At 62.1% G+C, this 14,322-nt stretch carries 15 protein-coding genes; 6 read left to right on the top strand and 9 right to left on the bottom strand.

The annotated features are described in order from the left end of the window. Window positions 1-15: 15 nt before the first annotated feature. Window positions 16-1,107 (bottom strand): DUF1615 domain-containing protein, encoded by a 1,092-nt coding sequence (locus ACYP2Q_RS06615; protein WP_459729764.1) that lies wholly within the window; start codon window positions 1,105-1,107, stop codon window positions 16-18. 248 nt (window positions 1,108-1,355) lie between these two features. Here ACYP2Q_RS06615 and ACYP2Q_RS06610 point away from each other — a divergent pair, with 248 nt between their 5' ends. Together ACYP2Q_RS06610 and ACYP2Q_RS06605 are read left to right on the top strand one after the other, a co-directional pair. Beyond that, window positions 1,356-3,557 (top strand): TonB-dependent receptor, encoded by a 2,202-nt coding sequence (locus ACYP2Q_RS06610; RefSeq protein ID WP_459729763.1) that lies wholly within the window; start codon window positions 1,356-1,358, stop codon window positions 3,555-3,557. Between the two features lie 188 nt (window positions 3,558-3,745). Further along, window positions 3,746-5,281, top strand: coding sequence for an FAD-dependent monooxygenase (locus tag ACYP2Q_RS06605; protein WP_459729762.1), 1,536 nt, complete (start codon window positions 3,746-3,748; stop codon window positions 5,279-5,281). A gap of 9 nt (window positions 5,282-5,290) precedes the next feature. Here ACYP2Q_RS06605 and hemB read toward each other — a convergent pair whose 3' ends face one another. The 3 genes from hemB to ACYP2Q_RS06590 all read right to left on the bottom strand — a co-directional run bounded on the left by hemB (window position 5,291) and on the right by ACYP2Q_RS06590 (window position 7,981). Continuing rightward, a complete protein-coding gene (hemB, locus tag ACYP2Q_RS06600; protein WP_459729761.1) occupies window positions 5,291-6,265 on the bottom strand; it encodes a porphobilinogen synthase in 975 nt (324 codons plus the stop codon). A 141-nt stretch (window positions 6,266-6,406) separates the two neighbouring features. Further along, window positions 6,407-7,249 (bottom strand): PhzF family phenazine biosynthesis protein, encoded by an 843-nt coding sequence (locus tag ACYP2Q_RS06595; protein ID WP_459729760.1) that lies wholly within the window; start codon window positions 7,247-7,249, stop codon window positions 6,407-6,409. An 18-nt stretch (window positions 7,250-7,267) separates the two neighbouring features. Continuing rightward, entirely contained in the window at window positions 7,268-7,981 is a 714-nt protein-coding gene (locus ACYP2Q_RS06590; protein WP_459729759.1) for a glutathione binding-like protein, read from the bottom strand. A gap of 367 nt (window positions 7,982-8,348) precedes the next feature. On the opposite strand from ACYP2Q_RS06590, the gene ACYP2Q_RS06585 reads away from it, so the two are divergent. Then, on the top strand, window positions 8,349-9,023 hold the full coding sequence (locus tag ACYP2Q_RS06585; protein ID WP_459729758.1) for a histidine phosphatase family protein: 675 nt from the start codon (window positions 8,349-8,351) through the stop codon (window positions 9,021-9,023). A gap of 163 nt (window positions 9,024-9,186) precedes the next feature. Here ACYP2Q_RS06585 and mnmH read toward each other — a convergent pair whose 3' ends face one another. Together mnmH and selD are read right to left on the bottom strand one after the other, a co-directional pair. Continuing rightward, the gene (gene mnmH, locus ACYP2Q_RS06580) at window positions 9,187-10,281 is read right to left on the bottom strand and encodes a tRNA 2-selenouridine(34) synthase MnmH (protein WP_459729757.1); all 1,095 of its coding nucleotides are present in this window, start codon (window positions 10,279-10,281) and stop codon (window positions 9,187-9,189) included. Then, window positions 10,281-11,315 (bottom strand): selenide, water dikinase SelD, encoded by a 1,035-nt coding sequence (selD, locus tag ACYP2Q_RS06575; RefSeq protein WP_459729756.1) that lies wholly within the window; start codon window positions 11,313-11,315, stop codon window positions 10,281-10,283. The genes mnmH and selD overlap by 1 nt, the downstream gene beginning before the upstream one ends. Window positions 11,316-11,482: 167 nt before the next feature. Between selD and ACYP2Q_RS06570 the strand changes: the two genes are divergently transcribed. Both ACYP2Q_RS06570 and ACYP2Q_RS06565 read left to right on the top strand, forming a co-directional pair. Continuing rightward, window positions 11,483-11,710: a DUF6555 family protein gene (locus tag ACYP2Q_RS06570; protein ID WP_020799440.1), complete on the top strand. Its 228-nt coding sequence runs from the start codon at window positions 11,483-11,485 to the stop codon at window positions 11,708-11,710. 32 nt (window positions 11,711-11,742) lie between these two features. Then, complete coding sequence (locus ACYP2Q_RS06565) at window positions 11,743-12,015, top strand: hypothetical protein (protein WP_459729755.1); 273 nt, start codon at window positions 11,743-11,745, stop codon at window positions 12,013-12,015. A gap of 25 nt (window positions 12,016-12,040) precedes the next feature. Here ACYP2Q_RS06565 and ACYP2Q_RS06560 read toward each other — a convergent pair whose 3' ends face one another. From ACYP2Q_RS06560 to ACYP2Q_RS06550, 3 genes are all read right to left on the bottom strand, one after another. Continuing rightward, window positions 12,041-12,202, bottom strand: coding sequence for a metallothionein (locus tag ACYP2Q_RS06560; RefSeq protein WP_459729754.1), 162 nt, complete (start codon window positions 12,200-12,202; stop codon window positions 12,041-12,043). A 92-nt stretch (window positions 12,203-12,294) separates the two neighbouring features. Continuing rightward, window positions 12,295-12,753: a DMT family transporter gene (locus ACYP2Q_RS06555; protein ID WP_459729753.1), complete on the bottom strand. Its 459-nt coding sequence runs from the start codon at window positions 12,751-12,753 to the stop codon at window positions 12,295-12,297. Then, window positions 12,753-13,247, bottom strand: coding sequence for a DMT family transporter (locus ACYP2Q_RS06550; protein ID WP_459729752.1), 495 nt, complete (start codon window positions 13,245-13,247; stop codon window positions 12,753-12,755). Before ACYP2Q_RS06550 ends, ACYP2Q_RS06555 begins: the two co-directional genes overlap by 1 nt. 112 nt (window positions 13,248-13,359) lie before the next feature. Here ACYP2Q_RS06550 and ACYP2Q_RS06545 point away from each other — a divergent pair, with 112 nt between their 5' ends. Beyond that, window positions 13,360-14,292 (top strand): LysR family transcriptional regulator, encoded by a 933-nt coding sequence (locus ACYP2Q_RS06545; protein WP_459729751.1) that lies wholly within the window; start codon window positions 13,360-13,362, stop codon window positions 14,290-14,292. The last annotated feature ends 30 nt before the right edge of the window (window positions 14,293-14,322 follow it).

Raw genomic sequence — 14,322 nt, 5'->3', positions numbered from 1 at the left:
TGCCTGCCAGGATTTTCAGTCTGCCCGCGCCATGCAGCGCTGGTAACGCTCGTCGACCCGTTTGGCAAACCAGGCGGTGGTGAGTTTGCGGGTGATTTTCGGGCTTTGCAGTACGATCCCCGGCAATACCGCACGTGGCAGGGATCGACCTTCGGCCTGTTCGGCCAGGGCGAAGACCCGTTGATAGAGCTCGGTGTCCTCGAACGCCAGGGTGTTGCCCTCCTCCAGTTGATCCCTGATCGTCGGATTGCGCATGTCCAGCTGCTTGCCCAGGGTGCGCACCGCCAGTTCGGTGCTGCCGGGCATGATCGAACCGTAGCGGACCAGGTCGCCATCCAGCGTCAGCGGGATGCCCGAGGCCCGGCTCACGGCGTTCTGGAAGGCGGCATTGCGACTGGCGTACCAACCGGCGTTGAAATCGGCGAAGCGATACAACGGCTGCTTGTAGCTCACCGGATAACCAAGCAAATGCGCGATGCCGAAGTACATGCCGCCGCGTCGGGTGAAGACTTCGCGTCGTATCGAGCCTTCCACCGGATATGGATAGCCTTTGGCCTGCTGTTCGGCGAAGTCGATGCTGACCTGCATCGGCCCGCCGGTGTGCACCGGGTTGAAGCCTGCGAACAGGGTCTTGCCCATGGGCACCATGCCGATGAAATCATCGAAAATCGCGCTCAGTTCCTTTTCGCTGCGCGCTGAATCCAGCCGGTCGCTGTAGGTCTTGCCGTTGGGCGAACTCACCCGCAATGCTCCGCTGACCAACAGTTCGGGGATGTGCACCTTGGCCGCCCGGCGATCGATCTCGTCCCGGGCGATCTTGCCCAGCCCCGGCACGGTGGGATCCACCTGGAAGGTCGACTCCTGCTCGGTGACCGCCAGTACCGCACAGAGGTTTTGCGTGGCCGGTTCAATGTTCTGCGCGGCAAACGCGGCATAGATGTCCGTGGCCCACCCCTCGCGGTCGACGGTCTTGGCCGGCAGCAGGCGCACGATCTGCGCCTTGACCTCGGCGGGCTTGCGCGCCACCGGTTGCTGGGTGCGCTGGCTGCTGCAGCCGGCCAGCACCAGTAACACAGTGATGCTCATGATCAATCGATGGGCTTGCATGGTGCTCCAGGGCGTTCGTTGAACCGGATAACCATACGACCAATGGCATGGCGCAGGCTATGACCGTGGCGCGATCCCAGCTGTTCCTCTGGCGTCCCATCAATCGTTACCTACACACCGTCATACAAATTGATTGCAGGATATGACTGAGAACTCCTATCATTCGCGCCTGGAGTCGCATTTGCGCAAGGAGTTCCGCGCCGTCATAACTTTTTTCAGCGGCGGCGCCGCCAAGGAACCCAATCACCATGACTCCAGCCCGAACCGGCATACCCTACCGTCCGACGCTACTGGCCTTGTTTTGCTCATTGTCGGTTACGGCCCACGCCGCGACGCCCGCGCAAACCAGCTCGACGCCGCTGGTGCTGGACAACGTCAACGTCAATGCCCAGGCCCCCTCTCCGTCCGACCTGCCCCCGGTGTACGCCGGCGGCCAGGTCGCGCGCGGTGGGCAATTGGGGGTGCTGGGCAACCAGGACATCATGGACGTGCCGTTCAGCGTCACCGCCTACACCGAAGAACTGATCCGCGACCAGCAAGCCGAAACCGTGGGTGATGTGCTGCTCAACGATTCGTCGGTGCGCCAGGCCTCCGGGTTTTCCAACCAGGCCCAGACTTTCATGATCCGCGGGCTGCCGCTGAACGGCGACGACATCTCCTTCAATGGCCTGTACGGTATTTTGCCGCGGCAGATCATTTCCACCGATGCCCTGGAGCGCGTCGAAGTGTTCAAGGGCCCGAATGCCTTCATCAATGGCGTGACCCCGTCCGGCTCCGGCATCGGCGGCGGTGTCAACCTGCAGCCCAAGCGCGCCGGTGACGAGCCGCTGCGGCGCTTCACCACCGACATCAGCGATGAGGGGCGGATCGGCGAGCACCTGGATGTCGGCCAGCGCTTCGGCGAGGACAACCGCTTCGGCGCGCGGATCAACCTGTCCCAGCGTGAAGGCGATACTGCCATCGACGATGAAAACCAGCGCTCGAAGCTGTTCGCCATCGGCCTCGACTACCGTGGCGATGCCCTGCGCCTTTCCGGCGATTTCATCTATTCCAAGGAGCGCATCAACGGCGGCCGCAGCTCGGTCAACCTCGGCACGGCCACGCACATCCCGGATGCGCCGTCGGCCGACACCAACTATGCGCAGAAGTGGGGCTTCAGCCAAATCGAAGATACGTTCGGCATGCTCCGCGCCGAGTACGACCTCAATGAAAGCTGGACCGCCTACGCCGCCGCGGGCGCCAAGCACACCCGCGAGGTCGGCAACTACGACGGCACGACCCTGGTCGGCAACGATGGCAGCTCCGTGACCACCGGCTCGTTCATCCCCCATGACGAGGACAACTCCAGCGCCATGACCGGCCTCAACGGCAAATTCGCCACCGGCCCGGTCAGTCACCGACTCAATTTCGGCCTGGCCGGGATCTGGACCCAGCAGCGCAACGCCTTCGATTTCGACCTGACCCGCTACCCCAACAACATCTATCACCCGGTCGACGTGCCAGCACCCCAGGGCGGTTTCTCCGGCGGCGACCTGCACGACCCAGGCATCACCGGTAAAACCTTCGTGCGCAGTGGCGCGGTGTCCGACACTCTGGGCTTCTTCGATGATCGCCTGCTGGTGACCGTCGGGGTGCGTCGCCAGCAATTGGTGGTCCAGGGTTATGCCTATGGCACGGGCACCCGCACCTCCAACTACGACGAATCGATCACCACCCCGGTGTACGGCATCGTGTTCAAGCCGTGGGAACACGTGTCGTTCTACGCCAACCGCATCGAAGGCCTGGCCGAAGGTCCGACAGCCCCCAACACCGCGGGCTCGCGGGTGGTGGTCAACGGCGGTGAAGCCTTTGCCCCGGCCCGCTCCAAGCAAATCGAAGCCGGTGTGAAAGTCGACATGGGCACCTATGGCGCAACCTTCGGCGTCTATCGCATCGAACAACCGGCCGATGGCTACACCGAAGTGATCGACGCCAGCACCGCGCGTTTCGTGCACAAGGGCGAACAGGTCAACAAAGGCGTGGAACTCAACGTCTTCGGCGAACCCCTCGACGGCCTGCGCCTGCTCAGCGGCGTGACCGTGATGGACACTGAACTGAAGAAAACCCAGGGTGGCCTCAACGACGGTAACCGGGCCATCGGAGTGCCGACCTTCCAGTTCAACGCCAGCGTCGATTGGGACGTTCCCGGCCTGCAAGGCGTCGCGTTGAACGGTCGGATGCTGCGCACCGGTGGTCAATACGCCGATGCGGCGAACAACCTCAGCCTGCCGACCTGGAACCGCTTCGACGCCGGTGCCCGTTACGCCTTCAGGGTGCAGGAAAAGGACGTGACTTTGCGTCTGGGCGTCGAAAACGTCGCTAACAAAAAGTACTGGGAGTCGGCCCAGGGCGGCTTCCTGACCCAGGGCGAGCCACGGGTGGCCAAGCTGTCGGGGACCATCGACTTCTGATGCCCCCTGTAGGAGCGAGCTCGCTCGCGAAAACCTTGAGTGCGCCGCGTTGCCCAGCAAGCACGCGTTAACGTTCACGTCCATCGCGAGCAAGCTCGCTCCTACAGGTTTTTTTCCATTCAGCGGTCAGCCGGGCCGCGCCGCGAGGCTGGACCATACTTGCTGCACACGCCCAGGAGGACTGGATTATGCAGCGTAGCGATGTGTTGATCATCGGCGCCGGCCCCACCGGGCTGGTCCTGGCGCTATGGCTGAGCAAACTTAAGGTGCGCGTGCGGATCGTCGACAAGACCTCTGCACCGGGTACCACCTCGCGGGCACTGGCGGTGCAGGCGCGCACGCTGGAGCTGTATCGCCAGCTGGACCTGGCCGACGCCATCGTGCACAAGGGGCATCGGGTAGCGGCCGCCAATTTCTGGGTAAAAGGCCAGCCCGTAGCCCGCCTGCCATTGAGCCGGGTCGGCGAGGGCCTGACGCCCTACGCCTTCCTCGAAATCTTCCCCCAGGACGAACACGAGCGGCTGCTGATCGAGCGCCTGCAAACCTTCGGCATCAGCGTGGAGCGCAACACCGAACTGGAAGGTTTCGAGCAAACCGATGACGGCATCAGCGCCACGCTGCGCCTGCCCGACGGCCAACAGGAAACCTGCCAGGCCTGCTACCTGGCCGGTTGCGACGGTGCCCGTTCGATCGTGCGCAAGACCCTGGACACCGGTTTTCCAGGCGGTACCTACCAACAGGTGTTCTACGTCGCCGACGTGCAGGCCAGCGGCCCGGCGTTCAATGGCGAACTGCATGTGGATCTTGATGAAGCGGATTTTCTCGCGGTATTCCCGCTGGCTGGCAGCGGCCGAGCGCGCTTGATCGGCACCGTGCGCGACGAGCGCGCCGAACAGGCGCAAAACCTGCAATTCGAAGACGTGAGCAGTCGGGCCATCGAACATATGCAGGTCAAAATTGAACAATTGAACTGGTTCTCGACCTACCGCGTGCATCATCGGGTGGCGGATCACTTTCGCAGCGCCCGGGCCTTCCTGTTGGGCGACGCGGCCCATGTGCACAGCCCCGCAGGGGGCCAGGGCATGAACACCGGGATTGGCGATGCCATCAACCTGGCCTGGAAACTCGCGGCGGTATTGAGCGGCGGCGCCGAGGCGAGACTGCTCGACACCTACGAAACCGAACGCATCGCCTTCGCCCGCAAGCTGGTGGCCACCACCGACCGGGTGTTCACCTTCGTCACCGCCGAAGGGCCTATCGCCGATTTGCTGCGCACGCGGCTGGCGCCCTTCCTGATTCCGAAAATGGCCTCGTTTGAAACCACCCGCGAGTTCCTGTTCCGCACCGTGTCGCAGATCACCCTGAACTATCGCGCCATGCCCTTGAGTACCGGCGTTGCCGGGCAGGTGCATGGCGGTGACCGCCTGCCCTGGGCGCATGACGGTGAAGGGGACAATTTTGAGTCGCTCAAATGCCCGACCTGGCAGGTGCATGTGTATGGCGACACCAGCGACGAGATGATCGCCTGGTGCCACGAGCACCATCTGCCACTGCATGTGTTCGGCTGGCGCCCGGCCTTTGAAGCGGCCGGCCTTGGGCGTAACGGGTTTTACCTGCTACGACCGGATACGTATGTGGCGATTGCCGAAACCTGTTCGGACCCGAAGGTCATCGAACGGTATTTTCGCGATCACGGTATCCGGCTGTATTTTGGCGCGCCCTGACAGTGCTGGTCAGATCCCGGCTAACGCCAGGTCCATCGCAAAGTAGGTAAAAATCAGGTCGGCCCCTGCGCGCTTGATCGCGCCGAGGCTTTCACGCACGACGCGATCCTCATCGATGGCTCCGGCCTGCGCGGCGAACTTGATCATCGCGTACTCGCCGCTCACCTGATAGGCCGACAGGGGCAGGCGCGAGGCTTCGCGAATGTCGCGGATGATGTCCAGGTAGGCACCGGCCGGCTTGACCATCAGCGCGTCGGCGCCCTCCTGCTCGTCCATCAGCGACTCACGCACCGCCTCACGGCGATTCATCGGGTTCATCTGGTAGCTTTTGCGGTCGCCCTTGAGCGCGCTGCCGCCAGCTTCGCGGAACGGACCATAAAGCGCCGAGGCAAACTTGGTCGAATAGGCCATGATCGCCGTCTGGGTGAAACCGGCGGCATCGAGCGCCCGGCGAATCGCCTGGACCTGCCCGTCCATGGCGGCCGACGGGGCAATCACGTCAGCGCCGGCACGGGCGGCGGCCACCGCCTGTTTGCCGAGGTTGAGCAGGGTCTGGTCGTTGTCCACCTCATGGTTGTGTATCACGCCGCAATGCCCGTGGTCGGTGTACTCACAGAAACAGGTATCGGACATGACGATCATCTCCGGCACCGCGTCCTTGGCGATGCGCGACATGCGCGACACCAGGCCGTTGTCGTTCCAGGTATCGCTACCGTTGTTGTCCAGGTGATGGGACACGCCAAAGGTCATCACTGACTTGATCCCGGCGCGGGCATAACGCTCGATCTCCCCCGCCAGTTTCGATTCCGGAATGCGCATCACACCGGGCATGCTCTTGATCGGCACGAAATCGTCGATTTCTTCTTCGACGAAAATCGGCAGTACCAGGTCATTCAAGCTGAATTCGGTTTCCTGGAACAGACTGCGCAGGCTTGCATTGCGGCGCAGACGGCGTGGACGTGCTTCGGGGAATTGGCTTGACATGGAGATGCCTCAATAGCGGAAAACAAGACGAAAGTCGTAGAGGGGGCAAAGCTTATGCCCTGCAGGGCGCAGGGCACAAATCGCGCAGGAGAATTTACCCTTACCGCTCGGGCAACAATCGCGCCTGCAAGGTCGGGGGAATCAAAGGGTCAACGTGCCGTCGATACAGGTCACCACCGCCCCGCCGATCCAGATGTCGTCCCCCACCTGTTCCACCTGGATTCGCCCGGCGCGCCCCATGGTCAACCCTTGGCTGACCACGTAGCTGGCCGGCGCCAGCCCTTCGCTGAGCAGCCATTGGGCAATCCCGGCGTTGAGGCTGCCCGTGGCCGGATCTTCGGGCATACCGTCACCGCTGATGAATGCCCGGACTTCAAACTGCGCGTCATCGCCATCGCGTTCCGGATGCCAGGGCGCGATGACACCGACGGCGAGGCCAAGCATGTGCGAATGATCCGGTTGCAAGTCCAGCACTTGCTGTCGATCCCCAACCATCACCGCCAACCAGCCCGCGCCGTTATCAACCCACTGCGCGCGGACGATTGCCTGCGCATCCAGCCCAAGGCCCAAGCGCACACGCGCCATCAGACTGTCGTCCACCGGTCCGGTCTTGAGCAGTGGCGGAGCGAGAAACGCCAGCTCCGCGCCGTGCCGGCGGACCCGCACCAGGCCGACACCGCACTCCTGAATGATCTCATCCCCCTTGGGCACCCCACCGGCTTCGAGCCACGCATGGCAAGTGCCCAACGTCGGATGCCCGGCGAACGGCAACTCCTTGAGTGTCGTGAAGATTCGCACCCGATAGTCGGCACGGGGATCCTGCGGCTCAAGAATGAACGTGGTTTCGCTGAGATTGGTCCAGGTCGAGAACGCCGCCATGCGTTCATCGCTCAGATTGTCGGCGCCAAACACCACCGCCAGCGGATTGCCTTTGAGTGGCACCCGACTGAAGACATCGACTTGCTTGAAATTGAATGAATGCATGGCCGTCCCTGGTCCTGATCAGATGGAATCGTTTGGCTTGGGAATTTCCAGTCCGCGCTTCACCGCCGGCCGCGCGAGGAATTTCTCCAACACCCGCGTGACATTGGGGAAGTTCTGGATACCCACCAGATCGCCCGCTTCATAGAAGCCGATCAGGTTGCGCACCCAGGGGAAGGTCGCGATATCGGCGATGGTATAGCGCTCGCCCATGATCCAGTCGCGGCCTTCGAGGCGCTTGTCGAGGACACCGAGCAGGCGTCGGCTTTCTTCGACATAGCGGTCACGGGGACGCTTGTCTTCATAGTCCTTGCCGGCGAATTTATTGAAGAAACCCAACTGGCCGAACATCGGACCAATGCCACCCATCTGAAACATCAGCCACTGAATGGTCTCGTAACGCGCTGCCGATTCCTGGGCCAACAACTGCCCGCTCTTGTCGGCGAGGTAGACCAGGATCGCCCCGGACTCGAACAGCGGCAACGGCTGGTCGTCCGGGCCGTGGGGATCGAGAATGGCCGGGATCTTGTTGTTGGGGTTCAGCGACAGGAACTCGGGGGACATCTGGTCATTGCTGTCGAAGCCGACGCGATGGGGCTCATAAGGCAGGCCGATCTCCTCAAGCATGATCGAAACCTTGACACCGTTGGGGGTCGGCAAGGAGTACAGCTGAATCCACTCCGGGTACTGGGCCGGCCATTTTCGGGTGATGGGGAACGCAGACAAATCGGTCATGGGAGCATCCACGGGAGAATTGAGAATGCCGATCATAAAGGAGATAACCCGGGCTGCGGGGGCTGGCACCATGAATATCGCTGATGGTCGAGATCAAGCGAGATCACAGCACGTTTAAGAACTGGCTAGTGTAGGGTGTCCATAAATCCGCAACATCCTGTCGATAACCTTTGCTCCAACCCGTGCAAGGTTACCGGTAAAGTGCTGCGCTCTCGGCCGGAATCGAACCAAACGGGCCTCAGAGGACTCTGAGATGTGTCCCTTTGATACGGAACGGCTCCACGACATGGAAAACACCCGACGCAGGAAAGTCGCGGTGCAAAGGTTTGTCAGCCTTAACCCAATGCGCTGAAGAACCGTTCACTCCATGATCAATCCCTTGAAATTCGCCCAACACTTCAAACATCGTGCGTATCTGTTCCTGCCCGCCTTGTTGGCGACCAGCGCGTTGTTTTTAGCGCTGGAGGCCCGCGAAAGCCGCGCCCAGTCGGTGGATGGCACCCAGACCTTGGTGTTCCTGCGCCATGCGGAAAAGCCCGAGGGCGGCCTGGGCCAGCTCAATTGCCAGGGCTTGAACCGCGCCATTGACCTGGCCACCCTGCTGCCGGATAAATTCGGCAAGGCCAACTATGTGTTTGCCGCCAATCCGACGCGCAATGTCGAGGAAGGCGAACTGGACAACTCCTACAGCTACATCCGCCCCTTGATGACCATCAGCCCCAGCGCGATCAAGCTCGGCTTGCCGGTGAACATCAACTTCTCGGCCAACGACACCAGCGACCTGGCCGAGGAACTGCTGCACGACAAGTACCACAACTCGGTCATCTACACCGCCTGGTCCCATGGCTACCTGCCGGAGCTGATCAACAAGGTTGCCGGTGAAGCCGTCGGCACGAAACAGAAGATCACCGAGGATTGGGAATCCAATGACTACGATTCGCTGTACGTGCTGACCCTGACCTGGCACAACGGCAAGGCCAGCTTGCAGAGCCATAGCTACAAGCAGGGGCTGGACAACGGGCAACAGACTTGCCCGACCTGATTTCCGGGTGCTGAAACCAGACTTGCCGGCGAAGGCCGACCCATCCCTCGCGGGCATACCCAATCTACTGTAGGAGCGAGCTTGCTCGCGATGGACGTCAACGATGACGCGGGGAGCCTGACACCCCGCGGTGCTCTCCAGTTTTTCGCGAGCAAGCTCGCTCCTACAGGGCCCGCTCGCGCAGGTACTCCAACACCGCATCGCGCTCCCCGGCAAACTCGATCCGCGCCCCCTTCTTTTCCCGCTGAAACGCATACATCGGGTCGTAGTACTCAACCAGCAACCCTTCGATCCACGCCCGGTGCAAATCCACCGCCCCGCTACGCCCCTGCTCGCCCAGCGCTTCTTCCATCAGGATCAGCATCCGCTGGTGCCGCTCACCGCCCAGGCGCTTGCGCACATTGTTCAGGCTCGCCAGCAAACGCTCGGAAAACAGCGCAAAACCTTCCTCGCCATGCACAGCGATGAAATCGGCACACAAATCCACCACGTAATCGCGCAGGATCCGCTCGACTCGCCCGTGCAGGCTGTCTTCGAGCCAGACCATCGCAAATTGCTGCATGCCCTGGTACAACGGCAATGGCAGCGCGCAACTGCCGACTGCGCGGCTCTCGTCTTCGAGCACGAACTGCTCGATACCGCCGGCGCGTTTTTTCAACACGTCCACGGCCAGGCGGTTTTCAAAGTCGATGTTGGACGGCTGGCCGGTGACGCGTTTGCCGAAACTGGAACCGCGATGGTTGGCATGCCCCTCGAGGTCCAGCCCGTTGTCCAGTTGCGTGAGCACGTCGGTTTTACCGGTGCCGGTCATGCCGCCCAACAACACGAAATCGCACTGGGCGACGGCCTGGTCCATCGTTTCCAGCAGGAAGGTTCGCAGGGCCTTGTAGCCGCCGCCTACCCGCGGATAGTCGATGCCTGCCTCGGCCTTGAGCCATTGCTGGACGATCTGCGAGCGCAGGCCGCCACGAAAGCAATACAAAAGGCCATCAGGATGGGCCCGGGCAAAATCCGCCCAGGCCTGGATGCGCTCGGCCTTGATGGCGCCGGACACCAATTGATGGCCCAGCTCGATTGCCGCCTGCTGGCCGTGTTGCTTGTAACAGGTGCCGATCCGTTGCCGGTCCAGATCGTTCATCAACGGCAGATTGACCACGCCGGGGAACGCGCCCTTGAGAAACTCGACCGGCGCACGGGCATCCATCATCGGCCGATCGTTGAGAAAAATGTCGCGGTAATCGGTGCAGTCGACAGGCATCAGGACACCTCGACCGCGTGGCTCTGTCGCTCCACCAGTTCGCCGATCGGCGCCAGGTCCAGCCCCAGTTCGGCAGCGACCGCAAGAAACTCGGTGTTGCCCTCCGGCGTCACGGCGATCAGCAGGCCACCGCTGGTTTGCGGGTCGCACAGCACACGCTTGTGCAGCTCCTGCAGACGCCCGATCTTGCCGGCGTAGCTGTCGTAATTGCGCAGTGTGCCGCCCGGCACGCAGCCCTGGTCGAGGTAGTACTCGACGCCCGGCAAGCGCGGTACCCGGTCATACTCGATGCGCGCGGTGAGGCCGCTGCCATCGGCCATTTCCACCAGGTGCCCGAGCAGGCCGAAACCGGTGACATCGGTCATCGCCGTCACGCCCGCCAGCTTGCCGAAACGGCTGCCGGGTTTGTTCAGGGTGCACATCCAGTCCCGGGCCAGGCCAATATCGGCATTGCGCAATTTGCCCTTCTTCTCGGCCGTGGTGAGCACACCGATGCCCAGGGGTTTGGTCAGGTACAACAAGCAACCGGCCGTGGCCGTGTCGTTGCGCTTCATGTGGCGTTTTTCCACCAGCCCGGTGACGGCCAGGCCGAAGATCGGCTCCGGCGCGTCGATCGAGTGCCCACCGGCCAAGGGAATCCCGGCTTCATCGCACACCGCGCGCCCGCCGCGAATCACTTCCCGGGCAATCTCCGGTGCCAGCACGTTGACTGGCCAGCCGAGGATCGCGATCGCCATCAAGGGATCGCCGCCCATGGCGTAGATGTCGCTGATGGCATTGGTGGCGGCAATACGGCCAAAATCGAAAGGATCGTCGACGATCGGCATGAAGAAGTCGGTGGTCGACACCACGCCACGCTCTGCATCGATGGCATACACCGCCGCATCGTCGCGCGAGGCATTGCCGACCCAGAGTTTCGGATCAAGATTCTGCGCACCACTGCCGGCCAGAATCACCTCAAGCACCTGGGGAGAAATCTTGCAGCCACAACCAGCGCCGTGGCTGTATTGGGTCAGGCGGATCGGCTCGCTCATCGGGGGCACCTCATGGGGTCAATGGGGCCGATTCTAGCAGAGCGGCCACTGCCCCTGTGGCAGTGAGCCTGCGCGCAAGGGTCCTGATGTTCACCGTCCGCCAATCCGACTGAATTTTCCCAACGCCCAACGATCCCTCTATGTACACAGGGAGGAACAAAGGCTCTATGAACAACGCAAAACTGTTCGTCATTGAATACACTCTTCATGGCGTCCCCAAGTCGTTCATTATCCGTCTGGACAAAATGGACAACGCGGAGGCATGGCATTGGGCAAGCTGCGACGCGGGGGTCGGACGTATCCCCCGCTTCGGCCGCGAAAAAGTGCAGAAGACCAGCAAACCGATGGCGGAAAAATTCGGCGTGGAAAACGTCAAGTGGCGGCCGGCCGGTTAGCCTGGCTGCGATCAGGATTGGGGGATCAGCAAATGACACTCGTCAGCAGCCCTGCACATCTGGACTACGGTCTGGATACGTTGTTCGGGCGCATCACCAAGAGCACCGAATGCCGGGTCGGCCTGGAACAGGTCGAAGGCGATCCGACGCGCTTCGCCGTGCGCGTGCCGGCGCCATTGCCGGAAGACCTGGAGCAGGCCAAGACGGTGGTGGTGAGGGTCGATGGACGACGCCTGGCGGGCACCGTACGCCATAGCGAGCGATTCGACGACGACAGCCTGAAACTGGAAGTGGAGCCCGACTAGGCCCCACGTTCCCGTGCTGCAAGTGTCAGTGCGCACACTTGCAGCCTTGATGGGCGCATTCTTCGCCGTGCTCGTGGTGCTTGGCGCAGGCTTCACAGCAGTAATGCTTGCCGTGACGCACGATCGGATGTTCACCGAGCTTGCAGTTGCATTTCGGACAGTCACAGATGCTTTTTTCATCGGTCATGGAGCTGACTCCTTTGGCAGTGGTCGTCGGCGGGCCGGATGAGCCACCCGCTGTAACCAGTGTAGGAGTTGATCAAGCCTACATCTGACCGTTCAACCCGTGACCCGGCTACTGCTGCGATACATGAACACCAGGGCCAAGCCCAACAGCACCATCGCCAACACCCGACTCCCCGACAACTCGATCGGCGGATTGCCCAGCCAGCCAAAATTGTCGATCAGCATGCCCATCCCCAGTTGCCCGACGATCACCGCCACCGTCGCCACCGCCGTGCCCACCCGCGGCACGGCACCGACCATCACCATCATGTAGACCACGCCAAACAGTGCTCCGCTGAGCTGCCACTTCGGCACGTCCAGCAGGCTTAACGCGTGGGCCGGTTCAAAAAACACGATCAACAACCCGGTCAGCACCGCGCCCACCACGAAGGTCAGCAAACTGCTGCGCAACACTCCGACCGTTTCACCCAGGCGCCCGTTGATCGCTGCCTGCACACTCAGGATCGCCCCGGCCGCCACGACCACTGCCAACAAAATAATCAGACTCATCATTAACCCCGTGCAATCAGAACAAGTGCCGCGACAATCAGCAGCAAGGCCAGCCAGCGTTCAGCATTGACCTTCTTGCGGGTGGCGCCGAACCAGCCGAAATGGTCGATCAGCACACTTTTGCCGACCTGCCCGGACAGGATGGCGATCATGGTCATCGCGATGCCGATGTGCGGTGTTGCCAGTGTCAGCACCACGACATAGATCGGCCCGAGAAAACCGCCGATCAATTGCCAGCGGGGTAACTCGCTCAACGCCGGGCCCTGTTGCGGGCCGCTGAGCAGCAGCAGGAAAAACAGAATCGCCGAGCCGACGCCGAAGATGCTCAAGGTCGCCCACAGGTGACCGACCTGAACGCCCAGCGGCCCGAGCAAACCGGCCTCCACGGACAGCCCCATGCCCGCCAGGATCACCAGGGGCAGCAGCAATAGCCGCAACCCGGGCCGGGTGTGCGGTGCGGTTAAAGCACCGGCGTTGTCGAGAGAGGAAGACTGCATCGATAAAACTCCGTTTGAAGAAACATGCCGCGCATTATCGATTGGCACTGCTGTGCGATAAATGGGAGCATCCGGATAACACTTTTGCGTAACTCGCACACCAGGACCGACCATGCACGGCCTCAACGAACTGGGATTCAAGACACTTCGGCTGTTTGTCGCGGTGCTCGATCACGGCAGCTTTTCCGAAGTCGCCCGCCGCGAGGGCCTGGCGCCCTCTTCGATTTCCCGCCAGATCCAGTTGATGGAACAGGCCCTGGGCCAGCAACTGCTTTACCGCCACACACGCGCCGTCACGCCCACCGAGGCCGGGCGCCTGCTGGGTGAACATGCGCGACTGGTGCTGGTGCAATTGGAAGAAGCCGAACAGGCGTTGCAGGAACAGCAAAGCGAGCCCAGCGGACTGGTGCGGATCAACGCGCCGGTGGTGTTCGGCCAGCGGCATTTGACGCCGTGGCTGGGGCAGTTGTGCGCGCGCTATCCAAAACTGCAACTGGACATCCAGCAGACCGACAGCTACGTCGCCCCCTTGCAGGAAGGCGCCGACCTGCTATTTCGCATCGGCCCAATGCATGACTCCAGCATGCAGAGGCGGATCCTCGCACCCCATCGCTTTCAGGTCGCGGCAAGCCCCGCGTACCTGCAACGCCACGGCACGCCGCGTCATCCCGACGATCTCGCCGACCATCAATGCCTGGCCTATAAAGGTGTGTCGGGCCTGCAGCGCTGGTTTTTCCGCAAAGGCCCACTGCCCTGGACACCCTATTCGGTAAAAGGGCCGATCACCGGCAACCACGCCGACACCCTGACCCAGGCCGCCGAGCAGGGCCTGGGGCTGGTGATGTTTGCGTCGTGGTTGATCGGCGAGGCCGTGCGCAACGGCACGTTGGTGCCAGTGCTGGGGGACTATCAGGTGTCCAACAGCCTCGAGCCGCAACAGATCGCCGTGCTCTGGCCCGGCAGCCGACGCCTGTCGGTGAAGGTCAGGACCGTGATCGACTTTTATGTCGAATGTTTTGGCGAAGTGCCCTATTGGGACCTGTAGGAGCCGGCTTGCTGGCGATGCGATGGCGGC

This window comes from Pseudomonas sp. MHK4, assembly GCF_054600775.1.
This window is presented reverse-complemented; position numbering and strand designations above follow the sequence as displayed.